The sequence below is a fragment of the Cryobacterium inferilacus genome (genome assembly GCF_019599185.1).
In the GTDB taxonomy this organism is placed as follows: domain Bacteria; phylum Actinomycetota; class Actinomycetes; order Actinomycetales; family Microbacteriaceae; genus Cryobacterium; species Cryobacterium inferilacus.
Map to the genome: position 1 here is coordinate 21,829 of NZ_JAIEUL010000023.1, position 18,371 is coordinate 40,199.

Consider the following 18,371-nt stretch of genomic DNA (forward strand, 5'->3'; position numbering starts at 1 on the left):
TCACTCGGAAAGGCCACACCATGAGCACCCTCGCACCGACCATCACCCACACCAGCCTTCGCGCTGAGGGCTTCTCCTGCCCGTCCTGCGTGTCCAAGATCGAGAAGCAGGTCGGGCGCATCGACGGGGTCACCGCGGTGACGGTGAAGTTCGCTTCCGCCCGCATCGAAATCGACCACGACGCCTCCGCGGTGAGCGTGGAGGAGCTGATCGCGGTCATCGCCAAGGCCGGTTACAGCGCGCGCGTCGCCGCCTTCTGAGCGGGCCGGGATTTCCTGCCGCAGCACCACTCCACTCAGAAAGGCACACGCCATGACAACCATCCATAGCTGGATGAATAACCGGTGGGCAATCCCCGCCGCCTCCGGAGCGCTGATCATCGCCGCGTTGGTGATCCTCCAGCTCGGCACCATCGACCTCCTCGGAAACATCCTGATGGTGGCCGCGGCCGTCGTCGCCGGCGCCCACATCGTGATCACCGCGGCACGGGCGCTGTGGGCGAGGGTCATCGGAATCGACCTCTTGGTCGCCGTCGCCGCCATCGGCGCGGTCGTCATCGGTCAGTACTGGGAAGCGGCCGCGGTGACGTTCCTGTTCGCCATCGGGCACGCCCTCGAGACCGCGACGCTGAACAAGACCCGGTCCGCGCTGGCCGAACTCGTCGCGGTCGCTCCCGACGTCGCCATCACCCTGCGCGATGGTGAGCAGGTCGAGGTGGCCGCCACCGCCGTGATCCTCGGTGAGACTGTGCTGATCAAGAACGGTGCCAAGGTCCCCGTCGACGGCGAAGTGATCGGCGGCGCCGGCGCCCTCGACGAAGCGTCCATCACCGGCGAGTCCATGCCGGTGGAGAAGGTCACCGGCGACCGCGTGTTCGCCGGCACCGTCGCTCGCAGCGGGTTCCTGCAGGTGCGCGCCACCGGTGTGGGCGCCGACACCACCCTGGCCAGGATCATCCACCGGGTCGAAGACGCGCAGGACACCAAGGCCAAGACCCAGGTGTTCATGGACCGGTTCTCGGCCTGGTACACCCCCGCCATTCTGGTGCTCGCGATTGTCGTCGGCCTATTTACCCAGGACATCGTCCTGGCGCTGACGCTTCTGGTCATCGGCTGCCCCGGAGCGCTCGTCATCTCGATCCCCGTCTCCATCGTCGCCGGCATCGGCCGCGCCGCGAAGGACGGCATCCTGATCAAGGGCGGCGAGTTCCTCGAGACCTCGGCGAAGATCACCGCGGTCGCCGTGGACAAGACCGGCACCCTCACGATCGGGCGCCCGCGGGTCACCGACGTGGTCGTGCTCAACCCCGACCTCACCCGCAGCGATGTGCTCGGCTGGGCCGGGCGCGCCGAAGCCGGCTCCGAGCATCCGCTGTCTCGGGCGATATTGGATGCCGCCCGAAGCGAAAGCCTCGACGTCGCGGGCCTGCCGGAGGCAACCGAACCGGTCCCCGGCAAGGGCATCGTGGTCACCACACGGGGACACCGTGTGCTGATCGGAAACCCGGCGTTGCTGGTGCAGTACCCGATCATCGACGCGTATGCCGCCACCCTCGCGGCCACCGCGCTGGCCGAGGCTGGCCGCACACCCATGATCGTCGTGCTCGACGACACCGTCGCCGGTGTCATCGGGGTGGCGGATGAGGTGCGTGCCGACGCCGCGCAGATGGTGTCAGACCTGCATGCCGCCGGGGTGAAGCGCGTCGTCATGCTCACCGGCGATGCCCCGCTGGTGGCGAACGCCGTCGCGGCCGTGACCGGTGTGGACGAGGTGCGTGCGTCACTGCTGCCAGAGGACAAGCTCGACGTCGTCGTTGCCCTGCAGGCCGAGGGCTACGTCGTGGCCATGGTCGGTGACGGCGTGAACGACGCCCCCGCCCTCGCCACCGCCAACATCGGGGTCGCCATGGGAGCCGCCGGCTCGGCCGTCGCGGTGGAGACCGCCGACATCGCCCTGATGGGTGACAACCTGCTCAAGCTCCCCGAGGCCATATCGCTCGCCCGGCGCACGGTGAACAATATGCGACAGAACATCGCCATCGCACTGATCACCGTCACCCTGCTCCTGCTCGGCGTTCTGCTGGGCGGAGTGACGATGTCGATCGGCATGCTCGTGCACGAAGCATCCGTGCTGATCGTGATCGTCAACGCCATGCGCCTGCTACGCCGCCACGGCGGCGTCAGCTCGGCACCCCACACCAACACCACAACACCGCCGGCGACCCGATCGACAGATCGAGGCCTCACCCCCGCCACCATCCGCCCTGACCGGGCAGCCACCACCACAACAACCACAGGAGGAACACCATGACCACCGAATCCGACGCCGCTCACGGCGCTCAGGTCGAACACTTCACTATCGCTCGGCTGGCCGGCGAGAACTCGGACTTCCGCCGGGTGCTCTGGACGGGTACACACTCCCAGATTGTGCTCATGAGCATCCCGGTCGGCGGCGACATCGGCGCCGAGGTGCACGAGCACACCGACCAGGTGCTCACCTTCATCAGCGGCGTCGGGGAAGCCGACCTGGCCGGCCACACCCATCCGATCGAGGGCGGGGACCAGTGCGCCGTGCCGGCCGGAACCAGGCACAACTTCCGTAACACCGGGGACCAGCCGCTCACGCTGTACACGATCTATAGCCCGCCCGAGCATGCTCGCGACGCGGTGCATGCCACCAAGGCCGAGGCCGAGACCGCGGAGGCGGCCGGTCTGGACCAGCCGCCCTTCGACTGACCCGTACCGCTCGAACCCCTCGATACACCCACTGCACGATCAAAGGAATCCCATGTCCACCACGTACGACACCACCAGCCCAGCCCCCGCCCGGTTTCTGGAGCAGAGCGACACCCCGGTTCCCGCGCCGGGCCCGGGGGAGTTGGGCGTGCGGGTGCGAGCCTCGGTGCTGAACCCCCTGAACTGGACGACGGCATCCGCCGGCCAGGACCCGCAGGGACCGGACTGGCTGGGGCGTGAGGTGGCCGGCATCGTCACTGCCCTGGGTGAGGGTGTGGACGGCTTCGCGGTCGGAGAGGCGATCCTGGGCCGGGTTGCGGCGGGCCACGGCGGCTTCGCGCCGAACACTATCGTGCGAGCCATCGACGCGGTGGCCAAGCCCAGGGAGATCTCGTTCGGAACGGCCGCGACAATCCCCGTGGCCGGCGTCGCCGCCTACGACGGCACCCACCAGATCGACCTCCAGGCGGGCCAGACCATGTTGATCCTCGGCATCGACGGTGGAGTCGGCCTGATGGCCGCCCAGATCGGCCAGGTGCACGAGTTCACCGTCCTCGGCACCGGGCCCGAGGCCAGCCGCGACGTCGTCGAAGCCACCGGTGCCACCCTCGTTTCCGATGGCGATGATCTGCTCACCCGCCTGCGCCATGCAGCTCCCGACGGCGTGGACCTCGTCCTCGACTTGGTCGGTGGCGACACGCTCCGCATCGGCGCGCAACTCGCCACCGACCCAGCCGGCATTATCTCCGCCGCGGATGCGCCGACCGCCGTCGAACTCGGCGGCGCCGCCCTGGAACGCAGCGATGATGCCCTGGCGAAGATCACCGGAGTGATCGAATACGGCCTGGTCACGCCGCACCTCACCGCACAGTATCCGCTCGATCGCCTCGATGAGGCGATCGCCGTTGTCGAGGGCGGTCACGCCGGCGGCCTGATCGTCATTGACGTCGACTGATCCCACCCGACCGGGCCCGGTGGGGCCCGGTCGTGGTGGCGGAGCGCGATCGGCTAGAGCAGAGCCTGAGCTTTGGTGCGGGCGCTGCGGGCGGTGACAATGGCCTCAGCGGTGCGGTCGGCGTCGGCGATGCAACTGGCCAGCCCCACCCCCCGAAAGGCGGACCCGGTGAGGAACAGGCCGGGCAGCTGGGCGAGTTCCGCCGACATGGCGTCGAGCCGGGCCTGGTGGCCCACCAGGTACTGCGGCATCCCCTGTGGCCAGGGCTGCACAAACTGCTCGAGCGGTTTGCCGGCCAGGCCCATCGCCTCCTCCAGCTCCTCCCGCACCCGGCGCACCAGGGCCGCTTCGGTCATGGTGAGCCAGCGGTTGTCACCCCGCCGCCCGACCATGCAGCGCAGCAGCACCACGTCGTCGTCGGCCAGGTGCGGCCACTTCAGGCTGGACCACGTGCAGCCCACGATCAGCCGCCCTTCCTCCGGCGGCACCAGGAACCCGGTTCCGGCCAGGTCCGTCGGCAGGGCTGACCGGGGGTAGGCCAGGCAGACCGTGGCCACACTGGCGTACTCGATGGCACCGAGCAGGGTGCCGAGTCGGGGAGCGACCGGGGCCACCAGGTCGGCCGACACGAATGCCGGGGTGGTGAGCACGACGACGTCGGCCTCGATGGCCGCTCCCTCGGCGCGCTGCACACGATAGCCCGTACCGGGGGCGGCTCCCGGGGCGGTGAGCGCGGGGGTGACCTGGGTAACGGCGGCGCCCCGGTGCACCGTGGCATCCGGCAGGTGGGCGGCGAGCCCGTCGATCAGCCCGCCGAGGCCTGAGCTCAGGGTCACCATCATCGGGCCGGCGGCGGCCGGGCGGGCCGGTCGACGCCGCACGCCGAGGAACAGGCTGCGGTGGCTGCGGGCCATGGCGGCGATGTCGGGTGCGGTGCTCTGGGCGCTGAGGGTGTCGGCGGCCGGCGTGCACACCGCCGAGGAGCGGTTCCACCAAGCGGTTGAAGACCTGCGCGCCCATCCGGCTGCGCACGAGCTCGCCCACGGACGGGTCGACCGTGCTCGTGCGGGGGCGGGGCAGCACCAGATCAAGTGCCGCTCTGGCCAGGCCCAACGGGGAGAGCAACCGGGATCGAAGCAGCGGCAGCAACGCGCCTGGCACACCGAACATGGTGCCGTCCGGCAGCTGGCGCAGCCGATCTCGGCTCCAGATGCGGGCCCCGCCGCCGTTTGGCCCCACCACGGTGTGGGCGAGGCCCAGGTCATCGACCAGGGCCTTCACCACGGGCGCGCGCACCATCAGCGAGTCAGGGCCGGTGTCCAACGGATGCCCCGCGAGGGTGCGGGTCACGATCTTGCCGCCCAGCCGATCGGTTTCCTCGAGCACGGTGATCTCTACCTCAGCGCCGAGGCGACGGTGCAGAAAGTAGGCGGTGGCGAGGCCGCTGATGCCGGCACCGACGATGGCGACGGTGGTCGGCGGGCCGGGACTGTTCTGGCACTGGATTTCCTTTGTGTGATGGCGGGTGGGCGGGTGCGGTCCGGCCGCCGGGCGTCGGGGCCCGAGCCGCGGGTGACTGCGGGCTCACGCGTGGGCGGGTTCGTACATGCAGCTGGGATCGGCGGCGAGTGGATCGCCCGTGACCGCATACGCGTGCGACCGCGACCCACCGCAGACCGCCCGGAACTCGCAACGCCCGCACCGACCCCCGAAGTTGTCGGGGGAGCGCAGGTCCTGCAGAAGGTCGGCCCCACGGTAGATGTCCGCGAACGGCTGGTCGCGCACGCAGCCGACCGCGATCGGCAGGAATCCGCTCGGGTAGACCATGCCGACGTGGTCCACAAAGGCGAAACCGCGACCGGAATTCACGTCGATCGGGGCCCTGGCCACGCGGCGTTTCGGCTCCTCGCCGGTCAGCTGGGTGGCGGTTTCAGCCCGCAGGGAGGCTCGCAGCGGCCCGACCGGGAACGCCGCTTCGACATCCGTCACGGCCGCGCGTTGGATCGCGATGCGACGGTAGTGCGGTGCCTCGGTTGCTTTGATCGCAACGAGCTCGGAGACGTCGTGCATCCAGTGCAGTACTTCTTCCTCCTGCTCGGCGCTGAGAGCATTCAGCAACGTGCCGCGCCCGGTCGGTACCAGGAAGAAGATGCTCCAGAGTGTGGTGCCGAGCTCGAGCACGGTCTTCAGAATGGCCGGTAACTCGTGTACGTTGTCGGCGGTCACGGTGGTGTTGATCTGGAGGCGGTATCCCACCTCGCGTACTAGACCGGCGGCGATCATGGTGTCGTCATAGACCCCGGCTACGCCGCGGAAGGTGTCGTGGGTGCTTGCGGTCGCGCCGTCCAACGACAGCGAGATGGCTTTCGCGCCGGCATCGTGCAGGTCGACGAGCACCTCGCGGGTGAGCTTCGGAGTGACAGAGGGGGAGAGGGCCATGCTCAGGCCGAGAGCGGTGCCGTGGGCGACGAGTTCGGGCAGGTCGGGGCGTTCGAAGGGGTCGCCTCCGGTGAGCACGACCAGCGGGCGGGGTGTGCCGAAGGCGGCAAGGTCATCGAGCAGTGCCTTGCCCTGCTCGGTGCTGAGCTCGAGGGGGTTGCGGCTGCGGATCGCATCGGCCCGACAGTGAGTGCAGACCAGCTGGCACGCGCGGGTGACCTCCCAGATGACGATGAAGGGCCGCTCGGCGGTGTCGTGATGAAGCAGGCGCACGGGGCGTTTGCGGGGTGAATCGGTCATGCAGAGTTCCTCGCTCAGGCATCGGAGCCCCGGAACTCACCGGTAGGTCGTGCCTGTGGTCTCGAGCTGCTTCGGGGATTCCGCTCAGCGTGGACTCGGGATCAATGTGATCTCCGTAATTTCTAGCAGGATCATCCTTTCAATGTGCGAGTCAAGTTCCGTGTTTAACCAGACGGTGACCGGATACCCCTGGCACAGGCGAGATTCGCGGGTGGACTGGTCGCCCCGGGTGGCCCCGTACATACCGGCAGCGTATGCTGCGCTGACCGACTCGATCCAGGCTCGACCCCTTCTATAGTTCGAGATGAGTGCGTTCCAATGTCGCAACACCAATCACCCGGGTACCGAACCCTCGCGTCATTCAGCAGGATCACCCTGCTCTTCCACCTGCAACAACGCGGCGCGATGACGGTGCTCGACCTGGCTGAGGCCGCCGGACTCGGTGGAAGCGCCATCAGGGAGCACTTGCAACGACTGATCGGAGACGGTTTTGTCACCTGGCAGTCCGAACACAAGGATGCCAAAGGGCGCCCTCGCATTCTCTACAGTGCGGCGGCCGGCGCCGATAACCGGGACGGCTGCGTGCGTGAAATGAAGGCGCTGGCCGCCGAACGGCGCGGTGATCAGCTACGGAATCTGCTCCCGATCGAGGCTGCCCTCGATCCCGCGCTGCAGCGGCAGCTCGATACCCTCGAGGACCACCTCGACCAGACCGGTTTCGACGCGAAACTGGATGCCGACGGGCAGCACGTGCACCTGCACGAGTGCCCATACAGTGACATGGCCAAGGCGCATCCGGAGGTCTGCCGGGTGCACTTCGGCCTGCTCAAGGGAATCCTCGAGCAGACCGACGGCCCACTCAGTGCCGACGCACTGCACGCTTTTGTGGCACCGAACACCTGCACCCTCGACATCGGCCGCACGGATTCCGGTGCCACCAGGCCGGCCAACGCGCATCCGGCGAGCCGCCACCGGGCGGTGCGCTAAGTCCCGGGGTTCGCCGGTGTGGGTGCGGCGGCGGGGTGTGTCTTGACGAATCTGGTATCCACGCCGATGACGGGGATCTTCGCGGCGCCGCCCGGCGCTCCCACTGGGGTGTCCCGCCCCTCAAGTGTCTCGGCGAAGAACTTCTCGTTGTCGGCGAGGAACGGTTGCTCCTCATCGGGCAGGTCGGCTTCGTAGTAGATGGCCTCGACGGGGCAGACTGGTTCGCAGGCACCGCAATCGATGCACTCATCCGGATGGATGTAGAGCGTGCGGTCACCCTCGTAGATGCAGTCGACGGGGCATTCATCTACGCAGGCACGGTCCTTCACGTCGATGCAGGGGGAGCCGATCACATAGGTCATTCGGTCACCACCGTCGACAGGGCGGCCAGGGATTCCTCGATCACCGTGGCGGCGTCATCGATGAGTTCGGCGCTGATAACCACCGAAGGCAGGAGGCGCAGCACCGAGTCCCACGATCCGGCGTCCAACACTATGACACCGTTGCTGCTGGCATGGTCGATGATCGCCCGTAGTGCGGTCGGGTTAGGGGTCACGCTGCCGGGAACGACGAGCTCGACGCCGAACATGGCACCCTGGCCGCGCACCTCGCCGACTACGTTGTAGCGGCTGGGCCAGTGGCCGATGCGGTCCCACAGCATCTGTTCGACCTGCCGGGCGCGTTGGATCAGGTCGTCGCGTTCGATCAGGTCGAACACAGCCAGAGCCGCTGCGGTGGAGACCGGGTTGCCGCCGAAGGTGCCACCGATACCGCCGGGCTGCACCGAGTTCATGATCTCGGCCCGACCGGTGACCGCCGCGAGCGGCAGGCCTCCGGCGAGGGCCTTGGCCGTGGTGACGAGGTCGGGCACGACACCGTGGTGCTCGATCGAGAACCAGGCGCCGCTGCGGCCGAGGCCGGCCTGGATCTCGTCGGCGACGAAGACGATGCCGTTCTCGGTGCAGAATTCGCTGAGCCGCTGGAAATAGCCGGGGGCGGGGATGTTGATGCCGCCGTCACCCTGGATCGGCTCGACGACGAACGCGGCTACCTCGCTCGCTCCGATGTGGGTGACAATGTAGTCGATGGTGCGCTCGGCGGCTTCGGCTCCGGAGAGGCCGTCGCGGTAGGGAAAGCTCACCGGAGCGCTGTAGATCTCGCCGGGGAAGGGGCCCATTCCGGCACGTTCCGGCCAGGGCCGGTAGGTCATCGCCATGGTGAGGTTGGTGCGGCCGTGGAAGGCGTGATCGAGCACAACGATCGCGCGGCGACCGGTGAACTTGCGCGCGATCTTCACGGCATTCTCCACGGCTTCGGCGCCGGTGTTCACCAGAATCGTGCGTTTTTCGAAGTCGCCGGGGGTGATCGCGTTAAGTTTCTCGGCCACCCGGACGTAGTTCTCATACGGGGTGACGGTGAAGAGCGTGTGGGTGAGCTTGGCGGCCTGGGCAGCCGCCGCCGCGGTCACCTCGGGCAGCGCGTGGCCGAAGGAGGTGACGCCGATGCCCGAGCCCAGGTCGATGAGTTGGTTGCCATCGACGTCAACCAGGATCGCGCCTGATCCGTGATCCATGTAGATGGCGGCAAGGGTGCCGGCACCGGCGGATACGCTCTCGGTTCGGCGTTTATGCAGAGCGAGGGACCGAGGTCCAGGCAGGGCGGTGAGAAGGTTGCGGTGTTGCGGAACGCTGTACGTCATGACGCCACCCTACGACCGGGATTCGCTCCCACGCCCGGGATTCACGAATAAAACGGAAAATCTTTATTTATTTGTGTGCGCGCTGTGAGTCTCGAACCTCGCCGAGGTAGTCGGCCAGGATCCGGGCGTGACTAACCTGCGGATCCTTGGCTCCAAAGAGCAGGGTGGTGGGCCCTCCGGCCTGCGCAGCCAGCTCCCGCAGCTCGATCACGGCCTGCATTGTTGCCCGGTCGCCGTCGAGTTCGGCACGATAGCGCATGGCGAATTCGTCCAGTCGATCCGGATCGTGCTTCCACCAGGTCCGAAGAGCCGGCGATGGGGCGATCTCCTTGAGCCAGGCATCCAGGTGCGCCCGCTCCTTCGCGACGCCGCGCGGCCAGAGCCTGTCCACCAGCACCCTGTAGCCGTCGTCGTCGGCCACGTCGTCGTAGATGCGTTTGATCCGGAAGGTCATGGCCTATCTCGATCGCACGTCAGTCAGGCCCAGGTGGGTCAGCGCAGATTGTGCGTAGTCCGCTGCGGCGTCCGCGGTGATCGGATCGAGCAGTCCGAGCAGCCGCCGGCGGTAGTCCTCGCCCAGCAGTAGCGAGTAGAGCACCTCGGCACGGTCGCTGGCGCCCCATCCGCGTTCGGCGTCAATGTGCTCGGCGAGCCGGGCGACGTGGCGCATGTCGCCGTTGTCGTAGAGCGTGCGAGCCAAATCGGGAAAGCGCAACGACTCGGCGATCACGAGCCTGTGCAGCCCGATCATCTGGTCCGAATGCAGGCGAAAAACGATGCGGGCGGCCAAAGATTCGAGGGTGTCCGGGTGCTGGGTGTCGCCACTGACGGTCTCGGCAAGTCGCCGTTGCATCTCGGTGAAGACGGCGTCCTTGTTGCCGAAGTAGCTGTAGATCGTGCGCTTGGTGACCCGGGCGTCTGCGGCGATCTGGTCAACCGTGGTGTTGCCGAAGCCGTGTTTGAGGAAGTTCGACAGGGCGGCGTCGAGGATCTGCTCCCGCCGCTCGATGCGACCGGCCTCGGTGGGACGGCCGAGTTTTCGTTCGGGCAGTTCTGGCTGCGCGGGTTCCACGGGGGGTGCCTTTCGGATTGTCAAGAAACGCTGTACATCCACGGTACTCGTCGTTATAGAATGATACGACATCGTGTCATTAACTTGATTCGACTCCTCAACAGCGACCTCACAAAGGCCGAGAAGGGAGTTTCGCCATGTCTACCGGACAGCGAACTACCGTGGCGCCCCCCAAGCCTGGTGCCCATCAGACCAACACCCTCGCCGTCGCAGCGGAGCACCTCGCTTCCACTGACACGGCGGCCGAGAAGCGCTCCACAGATTTCTATCGTCAGATGGTGTTCATCCGCCGGTTCGAAGAGCGCGCCGCCCGGGCTTACACCCAGGCGCTGATCGGCGGATACTGCCACCTCAACCTGGGCGAAGAAGCCGCCGTGGTCGGCCTGATGGCGGCTCTGCGGCCCACCGACTACCTCTTCACCAACTACCGCGAACACGGCTATGCGCTGACACGGGGCATCGACCCCAACCGGGTGATGGCCGAGCTCTTCGGCCGCTCGGATGGCGTCTCCAAAGGGTGGGGCGGCTCGATGCACATGTTCGACCTCGAGAAGCGGATGCTCGGCGGGTATGGCATCGTCGGCGGCCAGATTCCGCTGGCTACCGGCGCGGCCCTCGCCATCGACTACCGCGGGGTGGACGAGATCGTCATGTGCACCATGGGTGATGGCACCACCAACATCGGTGCCTTCCACGAATCGCTCAACATCGCGGCGCTCTGGGACCTTCCGATCGTCTACGTCGTCATCAACAACCGGCTGGGGATGGCCACAACGGTCGACAAGTCCTCGGCCGAGCCCGAACTGTACAAGCGCGCATCCTCCTACCGCATGGCGGCCGAACGGGTAGACGGGCTCGACCCCGTCGCCGTGTTCGAGGCCGCCCAGCGCGCCGCGGCCACTGCACGTAGCGGCAAGCCGTTCCTGCTCGAGGTGATGACCGAACGACTCCGCGGGCACTCCGTGGTCGACCCCGGCAAGTACCGGGGCGCAGAGGAGATCGCGCTGACCCAGGAGCGCGACCCGCTAGTCACCTTCGCCGCCCATCTGGTCGACACCGGCCTGCTCACCGAGCACGAGATCACCGCCATCAACGACGACGCCGTCAGCCGGGCCACCGCGGCCGCGGTCTTCGCCGAAGCGAGCCCGTTCCCGGACGTGTCGACGCTGTTCGACTACACCTACGCCACACCCGTGGCCAACGACTCGCACCGGTTGCCTGGACAGCCCCTCTTCGAGCCGGCACCATTCCCCGAGCAGGAGGCCACCCGATGAGCATCATGACCTACCGGCAGGCGCTGCACGACACGCTGCGCTCCGAAATGCACCGCGATCCCGACGTTTTTTTGATGGGCGAGGAGATCGGCCTGTTCGACGGCGCCTACAAGATCACCGCAGGCATGCTCGACGAATTCGGCGAGAAGCGGGTGCGCGACACCGCGATCGCCGAGGAGGGCTTCACGGGAGCCGCCATCGGTGCCGCGATGCTGGGGCTTCGCCCGGTCGTGGAGATCATGACCATCAACTTCAGCCTGCTCGCGCTCGACCAGATCGTGAACCACGCCGCCAAGATCTACGGAATGTTCGGCGGTCAGGCGCGGGTACCTCTGGTCATTCGAACGCCCGGCGGCGGCGGCCAACAGCTCGGCGCCACGCACTCGCAGAACATCGAACTGTTTTACGCCTTCGTACCCGGCATGAAGGTCCTGGCTCCCAGCACCCCGGCAGACGCCAAGTCCATGATGCTCGCGGCAATCCGCGACGACGACCCGGTGCTGTTCCTGGAGAACCTGTCGCTCTACAACACCAAGGGCGAGGTACCCGACGACGATATCCCGGCCGAAATCGGCAAGGCCGCCGTCACCCGACGCGGCAGCGACATCACCCTGATCGGCTACTCAAGAATGGCCTACGTCGCCGCCCAGGTCGCCGAGCAGCTCGCCGAGTCCGACTGGCTGGATATCGAGGTCATCGACCTGCGGAGCCTGCGCCCCCTCGACCGCGAGACCATCGTGGAGTCCGTCAAGAAGACCCACGCCGCCGTCATCATCGAGGACGACTGGCTCACCTACGGGATCGGCGCTGAAATCGCCGCGACGATCTCCGACGGCGCCTTCGATTACCTGGACGCACCGGTTCGCCGCGTGGCCATGGCCGAGGTGCCGATGCCGTACTCAAAACCACTGGAGACTGCCGCGTTGCCGTCTACGGACGACGTTATCCACGCCATCCGGCAGACACTCGACGCCGTCGGCCGCCGCCGCTACCCGATGGGTGAAAAGTCATGATCGAAATCACTATGCCGCGTCTGTCCGACACGATGACCGAAGGCGCCATCGCCGTCTGGCACAAGCAGCCCGGCGACAGAGTAGAGGTCGGCGACGTTCTCGTGGAGATCGAGACCGACAAGGCCACCATGGAATACGAGGCCTATGACGCCGGCACCCTGTCGAAGCAGTTGGTGCCCGAGGGGGAGCAAGTTCTGATCGGCGCCCCCATCGCACTGTTGGATGACGGCAAGGACACCGTTGTTCCCGAGCCGGCCGTGACTCCTCTTGCCGAGGTGCCGATTGTCGTGGCACCCGCAGCCGAACCCGCCCCGGCGACGGATGCTGCGGCACCGGCCATTTCTGCCACCGAAGACGGTGCCCGCCTGTTCGCCTCCCCGCTCGTGCGGAAGCTCGCCAGGGAGCACCACCTCGACCTGAGCCAGGTACACGGCACCGGGCCCGGCGGGCGGATCATCCGTGCCGACACCGACAGCCTGATCGCTCAGGAGCCGGAAACCATCGTTGACCCGGCCCGTCTCGCGGCCCCGGGATCGGAGCCCAGTGACGCAGGGACCTTCGCCATCGCCGCTGGGGACGAGAAGCGTGGCTCGGAGGCGGTAGCGCTCAGCAGCATGCGACGCATCATCGCGCGCCGGCTCGGTGAAAGCGCCAGCACCATTCCACACTTCTACGTGACCGCGACGGCGGATGCCGAGAACCTCGTGCTCCTCCGCACCGACCTCAACGCTCAGCTGGTGGACGCCGGTCGCCCGAAAGTCAGTGTCAACGACCTGCTCATTCGGGCGAGCGCGTTGGCGCTGCGGGAGCATCCGCTGGTGAACGCCTCGTACATCGATGACGCGAGCGGCGAGATGCTCGTGCACCACCGCATCAACGTGGGTGTGGCCGTTGCCGGGGCCGTCGGCCTGGTGGTTCCGGTGATCGAGGATGCCGACCAGAAGACCGTGAGCCAGCTCGGTGCCGAGGCCAAGACCCTGGTGGGGTTGGCCAATGCCAAGAAGCTCACACCGGCCCAGATGTCGGGCGGCACCTTCACAATCAGCAACCTCGGCATGTTCGGTGTCGACCAGTTCACCGCCATCATCAACCCGCCTGAAGGCGCGATCCTTGCCGTCGGCGGTATGTCCCGCGAGGCCGTCGTGGTGGGGGACGAGATCCTGCCCCGGCACCGGATGCGTTACACTCTCTCCGCGGACCACCGCATCATCGACGGGGCATTGGCCGCGCAATTCCTGCAGACCCTCACCCGCTTGATCGAGAATCCGTGGACCATTCTGGCCTGACTCGGCCATCAGCTCACTCAATCGACACACAAATACAGAAGGCAGGGCGGACCATCATGGCACGCACAGAAAACGGCAAAGTTGCACTCATCACCGGTGGCGGACAAGGAATCGGGCAGGGAATCGCTGAGCGACTCCACGCGGACGGCTTCAAGGTCGCTATCGCCGACCTCAACCTCGAGACCGCCCGCGCCGTCGCCACCTCGCTGGGCGGCCAGGCCGGCGGGGCAATTGCGGTGCACATGAACGTTGCCGACAGAGACAGCGTCTTCGCCGCCGTCGCACAGACCGTGACGGACCTCGGCGGCTTCGATGTCATCGTCAACAACGCCGGCATCGCCCCGACCTCTCCTCTCGCCGAGATCACCGAAGAGAGCATCTCGAAGATCTTCTCCATCAACTACAACAGCGTGGTCTGGGGCATCCAGGCCGCCACGAAGGCGTTCACGGAGCTCGGTCACGGGGGCAAGATCATCAGCGCCGCATCCCAGGCCGGTCACATCGGCAACCCCGGCCTGGCCCTTTACTCGTCGACAAAGTTCGCGATTCGCGGTCTGTCCCAGACCGCCGCTCGCGACCTGGCCCCGCTGGGCATCACGGTGAACTCCTTCGCCCCGGGCATCGTGAGGACACCCCTGATGGAGAACCTGGCGAAGAAGTTGGCCGCCGACAATGACAAGCCCGAAGCGTGGGGATGGGAGCAGTTCACGAAGGGCATCGCCCTGGACCGCCTAGCCGAGGTGGCCGACGTCGCGGGCGTTGTCTCGTTCCTGGCCGGGCCGGACTCTGACTACGTCACCGGGCAGTCGATCCTGGTCGACGGCGGAATGGTCTTCAACTAGTCGGGTAAGAACCTCGACCCCGCGCAAGAACGGGGTTTCACAACCAATCGAACAGCCGGGAGGTCGCACATGGCAAGAATGAGCGTAGAGGTGGAACTGGAGAATGGCCGAGTCACGAAATACCAGCGCCACGCGAATGGGCGCGGTCTGGTTTCACCGAGCGCCAAGGTCAACCCCAGTGCCTACGTGTCGAGCACCACGTATGTGGAAAGTGATGCCCAGATCGGGCCTGAATCGTGGATCGGCCAGGGCAGCTGGATCGACCACGGCGCAATCATCGGGGCGCGGGTCTTCGTCGGGGCGAATGTGCATGTGGGCTCCGATGCGATCGTCGGTAACGAGGCACGTCTGGCCAGCAATACGAACATCGGCCGGGCGGCGTTCATCGCCGACGGCGCCGTGATCGATCATGAAATTCAGGTTCCGGATTTCAGTGACGTCAGTGCGCGGCCGGCCGGCCGCGGCCTCACGCAGGGAAACCCATCGATGGCGACCGGACGTTACGGCGCCGGGTGGAGACGCGCCAGGGCGCGGATGGCGCACACCGCCGTCTCGACCGCTGGTCCCACCCGCGGCGACGGTGCCCCCACCAGAGGGTTGCCGCACGGGGAGGAACCAGCAACGCAGACGTTCCCGTCCCCCTAGTCGTGGCTGGCGGGCTCCCACCAGATAGCTCGCTTCGTGACCAAAATAAGCCCGCACCTGTCCGTGCTAGCGCGTGCACTCGATCCGGGCACACCTTGGAAATCCGCGAGATTCTGCCCCAGATGTGGTCCTCTCTCCAGCCGGTCGCTCGTTCAAAATATTGTCGGCGTGATGAGCGGTCGTCATGAAGGAGTGCGATTCCGAGAGGGTAGGCACTGATTTGACGTCAGGCGCGCCCCCGTCGCCGTCTTGTGACCAAGGTCCCGGCTTACCCCGCGTACCGTGGGCTTGAGTGGGATCCATGACGATGTGATGGGCGAGCCGCCCACACTCCTGGTCCGCCCGCGAGGAGACATGCGCATGAGATCCGCCCCGCGGCAGGCCGTTCGCGACACCGGCCGGGCCCCGCTCAGCAGCCTCGGCATTCCGTTCGGGCTCTCCGGCCTGGCCGGCACCTGGACCATGGCCGCCGCCACCTCGCTCGCGCCGCAGATCGTAGCCGAGGTGCTCTGGGTGCTCGCGGCAGCGGCATGGATCGCCGTGGTCGCGAACTACCTTTGGCGATCTCACAACCGTGGGGGCAGCATCCGCGAGGACCTGCTTGACCCGGTGCAGGGGGCGTTCGCGTCGCTCGCCCCGACGTCGGCGATGCTCATCTGTACCCACTACGCGCAGGAGTTCCCAATTGCTGGCCGCATCGCAACAGGAGTGTTCATGACCATTGGGCTCCTCTACGGCGCTTGGTTCCTCGCCCAGTTGGCGCTGCTCGAGCGAAGCATCGACGCCGTCCACGCCGGGTATCTGTTGCCCACCGTCGCGGCGGCCTTCATCGTCGGGCAGAGTGCAGGTAGCTTCGGTTGGACCCTCTTGGGCGAGGCCGCCATCGCAGTGGGCATCCTCTTCTGGCTGGTGCTCGGCACGCTCATCCTGGCGCGGATGGCGTTCCGCCCGGCTCCGGCCGGCGCCCTCCTGCCGACGTTCGCGATCTTCTCCGCACCGCCGGCCGTCGCCGGCAACGCCTGGTTCGCGGTGAACGGCGGACTCATCGATCTGATGCAGACGATGCTGTTGGGCACCTTCGTCGTGTTGATTCTGGTGCAATTGATGATGCTGGGCGCGTACTGGCGGCTGCCCTTCACCCTGGGGTTCTGGGCGTTCACGTTCACCGCCGCATCCAGCGGAACTTACACGGTGCACTGGCTTGCTCTGTGGGGCGGCCCCGGACACGCGGTGTGGGCGTGGCTCGCCATCGCGCTGGTCACCCTGTTGATCGGGAGTATCGCCGTGCGATCCGTCGTCTTGCTCGCCGCCCTCATCAGAACCGACGCGCCCGGTGTCGCGCCGGCAGCGATGCGGCTCTGAGCCGAAACCGCTACTCGAGACCTTACTGAAGGGCGTTGATGACTGCCGCCACCGCGGCACGTGACTTTCGTAGGTATGTGGCGGCGTTTCTTGACCTCTACTTGGCGCATCTACCTGTTTGCAGGCGGTGGCTCAGAACGGTAGTCAGCGTCCTGTAACCCATCGGTTCTGAGACACCTCCTGTATTGATCGGTCTGCTATGAGCAGACACACGGTGCCTGGGTCTCAGAGACACCGAGCCTTAAGCGGGATTCTTTTGGTCGAGTGCTCGAGCGAAGAATCATCCCGCTGCGAAGGTCGCTACGACTGCTGTCGTGGGTCGCTTCGCTTGCCGAAATCTCGAAGTGCCATGACCCACATGACCGCGGATGAAACGATCAGTATGAACGCGCCCTGCGGCTGACCGTCCCAGAACCAGGCGAACCCGCTGCTATCGAAGGTGAACATCCCCGCGAAACCCATCAGGATGAGCGCGGGGCTTATCCACGGAGAGCGGAGAAAATTCATCAGATGCCCCTCCTCGATTTGCGCTGAGCTTAGCGCTCGCACGCATTTTCGGCCATCAGAAGACGCGCACCCCTCGCCAGTTGAGCAATCGTGGTGAGCGACATCTCTCGTGACAACAACTCCACTCCTGGAGATTCTCCAAACTCGGGTATTGGCCGCTCGGCCGTGGCGGTGGAGCGAGAGGTGACGCCGATGGCGGGGGAGGACTCGGCGGCTGGGGCTTCGGCGGCGGAGCAGGCGGCATGGAGACGGTGGAGGCGGCGGAAGCATCTGAGTACCGCGGGACCTTCGGCCCGAGACCGGCGCCGCGCGGTCAGCTACCGTTGGGAGACAGGCGAAACAGACCGGGGGCGGCATGACTGTAGTGCAGCATCCGGAATCCGCATCACCCGTGGACGAGTCACTCGCTCATTCGCCGCAAAGTCGTCGTCAGATTCCGCTGCGCAGTACCTGCGCCAGGCCGCATACGTGTCCGCGTCACATGCGCATGAAGATCCTTGCGCAACTGTCACTGTTCGCCGGGTTGACGGAAGACGAGCTCGACGGCATCGACCAGCGGATGGTGTCGCTGTCGTGGGCCGAAGGTGACCGCCTTTACGGGGCGGGAGATACGGCCGAGCACTTCTACGTCGTAGCAGCGGGCCAGGTGAAATCATTTCAGTCGACGCGCGGTGGGCAGGACACGATCGTCGACGTGCTGGCACCCGGAGACTTCTTCGGCGCCATCGGCGGGGGAGCACGTCCCAGCACCACGCAGCCCAGCACCGGGTTGCCCGACGCCGCGCAGCCCGTGTACGCCGAAACCGTCGAGGCGCTCGTCACGACCTGCGCCCTGCGGATGGACACCGACCTCTTTCGCCAGCTGCTGCTCGAATATCCACAGATCGGCCTGCGAGTGCTTGACACTCTGGCGGCATCACTTGCCAGCGCCCGCTCCGCAACGAGCAGTCACGCGGCAGCGACCGTTGCCCAGCGCGTGGCACGCACCCTCGTGCGTCTCGGTGACCGGTTTGGTCAGCCGGGTGCGAGTAGCTATGGCATCCTGATCCAACTTCCGCTGACCCGCTCCGACCTCGCCGACATGACCGGGTCGACGCCAGAATCAGTCTCGCGCGTGATGAGCAAGCTGCGCGACGACGGCGTGATCGATTCCGGTCGTCGTTGGACGTCGATTCTCGACCGCGCGGCCCTCGTTGCGGTCGCAGGAGCCGAGGGATAGGCACAGCAGTAAGGCCGTGACTGGTCATGATTGGTT

The 18,371-nt window shown here is 66.5% G+C and carries 19 protein-coding genes and 1 pseudogene; 12 read left to right on the forward strand and 8 right to left on the reverse strand.

Annotated features, from left to right (window positions below; translation table 11 throughout):
• The first annotated feature begins 20 nt into the window (after positions 1-20).
• Genes K2F54_RS16465 through K2F54_RS16480 form a run of 4 tightly spaced genes read left to right on the forward strand, consistent with a single transcriptional unit; the run spans position 21 to position 3,690 of the window.
• The gene (locus K2F54_RS16465) at positions 21-260 is read left to right on the forward strand and encodes a heavy-metal-associated domain-containing protein (RefSeq protein WP_220606946.1); all 240 of its coding nucleotides are present in this window, start codon (positions 21-23) and stop codon (positions 258-260) included.
• 52 nt (positions 261-312) lie between these two features.
• On the forward strand, positions 313-2,310 hold the full coding sequence (locus tag K2F54_RS16470; protein ID WP_220606947.1) for a heavy metal translocating P-type ATPase: 1,998 nt from the start codon (positions 313-315) through the stop codon (positions 2,308-2,310).
• Positions 2,307-2,735 carry a cupin domain-containing protein gene (locus K2F54_RS16475; RefSeq protein ID WP_220606948.1) on the forward strand — a complete coding sequence of 143 codons (429 nt, stop codon included), beginning with the start codon at positions 2,307-2,309 and terminating at the stop codon, positions 2,733-2,735. The genes K2F54_RS16470 and K2F54_RS16475 overlap by 4 nt, the downstream gene beginning before the upstream one ends.
• A 52-nt stretch (positions 2,736-2,787) precedes the next feature.
• Positions 2,788-3,690, forward strand: coding sequence for an NADP-dependent oxidoreductase (locus K2F54_RS16480; RefSeq protein WP_220606949.1), 903 nt, complete (start codon positions 2,788-2,790; stop codon positions 3,688-3,690).
• 53 nt (positions 3,691-3,743) lie between these two features.
• Here K2F54_RS16480 and hemG read toward each other — a convergent pair whose 3' ends face one another.
• From hemG to K2F54_RS16495, 3 genes and pseudogenes are all read right to left on the reverse strand, one after another.
• Complete coding sequence (gene hemG, locus K2F54_RS16485; protein WP_220606950.1) at positions 3,744-4,664, reverse strand: protoporphyrinogen oxidase; 921 nt, start codon at positions 4,662-4,664, stop codon at positions 3,744-3,746.
• Between the two features lie 46 nt (positions 4,665-4,710).
• Positions 4,711-5,196, reverse strand: a pseudogene (locus K2F54_RS19725) (FAD-dependent oxidoreductase); the annotation flags it as partial.
• 78 nt (positions 5,197-5,274) lie between these two features.
• Positions 5,275-6,429, reverse strand: a complete 1,155-nt coding sequence (locus K2F54_RS16495) for a TIGR04053 family radical SAM/SPASM domain-containing protein (RefSeq protein WP_220606951.1) — start codon at positions 6,427-6,429, stop codon at positions 5,275-5,277.
• 318 nt (positions 6,430-6,747) lie between these two features.
• Here K2F54_RS16495 and K2F54_RS16500 point away from each other — a divergent pair, with 318 nt between their 5' ends.
• The gene (locus K2F54_RS16500; RefSeq protein WP_220606952.1) at positions 6,748-7,416 is read left to right on the forward strand and encodes a helix-turn-helix transcriptional regulator; all 669 of its coding nucleotides are present in this window, start codon (positions 6,748-6,750) and stop codon (positions 7,414-7,416) included.
• Here the strand turns inward: K2F54_RS16500 and fdxA are convergent.
• The 4 genes from fdxA to K2F54_RS16520 form a co-directional block, all read right to left on the reverse strand.
• The gene (gene fdxA / locus K2F54_RS16505; RefSeq protein WP_220606953.1) at positions 7,413-7,778 is read right to left on the reverse strand and encodes a ferredoxin; all 366 of its coding nucleotides are present in this window, start codon (positions 7,776-7,778) and stop codon (positions 7,413-7,415) included. The two genes, K2F54_RS16500 and fdxA, sit on opposite strands and share 4 nt — an antisense overlap.
• Positions 7,775-9,115: an aminotransferase class III-fold pyridoxal phosphate-dependent enzyme gene (locus K2F54_RS16510; protein WP_220606954.1), complete on the reverse strand. Its 1,341-nt coding sequence runs from the start codon at positions 9,113-9,115 to the stop codon at positions 7,775-7,777. The genes fdxA and K2F54_RS16510 overlap by 4 nt, the downstream gene beginning before the upstream one ends.
• A 67-nt stretch (positions 9,116-9,182) precedes the next feature.
• Positions 9,183-9,569, reverse strand: a complete 387-nt coding sequence (locus K2F54_RS16515) for a DUF488 domain-containing protein (protein ID WP_220606955.1) — start codon at positions 9,567-9,569, stop codon at positions 9,183-9,185.
• Positions 9,570-9,572: 3 nt separating this feature from the next.
• Complete coding sequence (locus K2F54_RS16520; protein ID WP_308287714.1) at positions 9,573-10,187, reverse strand: TetR/AcrR family transcriptional regulator; 615 nt, start codon at positions 10,185-10,187, stop codon at positions 9,573-9,575.
• A 137-nt stretch (positions 10,188-10,324) separates the two neighbouring features.
• Between K2F54_RS16520 and pdhA the strand changes: the two genes are divergently transcribed.
• From pdhA to K2F54_RS16550, 6 genes are all read left to right on the forward strand, one after another.
• Positions 10,325-11,461 (forward strand): pyruvate dehydrogenase (acetyl-transferring) E1 component subunit alpha, encoded by a 1,137-nt coding sequence (pdhA, locus tag K2F54_RS16525; RefSeq protein WP_220606956.1) that lies wholly within the window; start codon positions 10,325-10,327, stop codon positions 11,459-11,461.
• Positions 11,458-12,474 carry an alpha-ketoacid dehydrogenase subunit beta gene (locus tag K2F54_RS16530; protein ID WP_220606957.1) on the forward strand — a complete coding sequence of 339 codons (1,017 nt, stop codon included), beginning with the start codon at positions 11,458-11,460 and terminating at the stop codon, positions 12,472-12,474. Before pdhA ends, K2F54_RS16530 begins: the two co-directional genes overlap by 4 nt.
• Positions 12,471-13,760, forward strand: coding sequence for a dihydrolipoamide acetyltransferase family protein (locus K2F54_RS16535; RefSeq protein ID WP_220606958.1), 1,290 nt, complete (start codon positions 12,471-12,473; stop codon positions 13,758-13,760). Before K2F54_RS16530 ends, K2F54_RS16535 begins: the two co-directional genes overlap by 4 nt.
• A gap of 56 nt (positions 13,761-13,816) precedes the next feature.
• Complete coding sequence (locus tag K2F54_RS16540; RefSeq protein ID WP_255577221.1) at positions 13,817-14,602, forward strand: (S)-acetoin forming diacetyl reductase; 786 nt, start codon at positions 13,817-13,819, stop codon at positions 14,600-14,602.
• A gap of 90 nt (positions 14,603-14,692) precedes the next feature.
• Positions 14,693-15,247, forward strand: coding sequence for a transferase (locus tag K2F54_RS16545; protein ID WP_220606959.1), 555 nt, complete (start codon positions 14,693-14,695; stop codon positions 15,245-15,247).
• Between the two features lie 360 nt (positions 15,248-15,607).
• Complete coding sequence (locus K2F54_RS16550; RefSeq protein WP_220606960.1) at positions 15,608-16,609, forward strand: SLAC1 family transporter; 1,002 nt, start codon at positions 15,608-15,610, stop codon at positions 16,607-16,609.
• A gap of 300 nt (positions 16,610-16,909) precedes the next feature.
• Here the strand turns inward: K2F54_RS16550 and K2F54_RS16555 are convergent, their stop codons facing one another.
• The gene (locus tag K2F54_RS16555; RefSeq protein ID WP_220606961.1) at positions 16,910-17,116 is read right to left on the reverse strand and encodes a hypothetical protein; all 207 of its coding nucleotides are present in this window, start codon (positions 17,114-17,116) and stop codon (positions 16,910-16,912) included.
• Positions 17,117-17,597: 481 nt separating this feature from the next.
• Between K2F54_RS16555 and K2F54_RS16560 the strand changes: the two genes are divergently transcribed.
• The gene (locus tag K2F54_RS16560) at positions 17,598-18,335 is read left to right on the forward strand and encodes a Crp/Fnr family transcriptional regulator (protein WP_255577222.1); all 738 of its coding nucleotides are present in this window, start codon (positions 17,598-17,600) and stop codon (positions 18,333-18,335) included.
• Positions 18,336-18,371 lie beyond the last annotated feature (36 nt).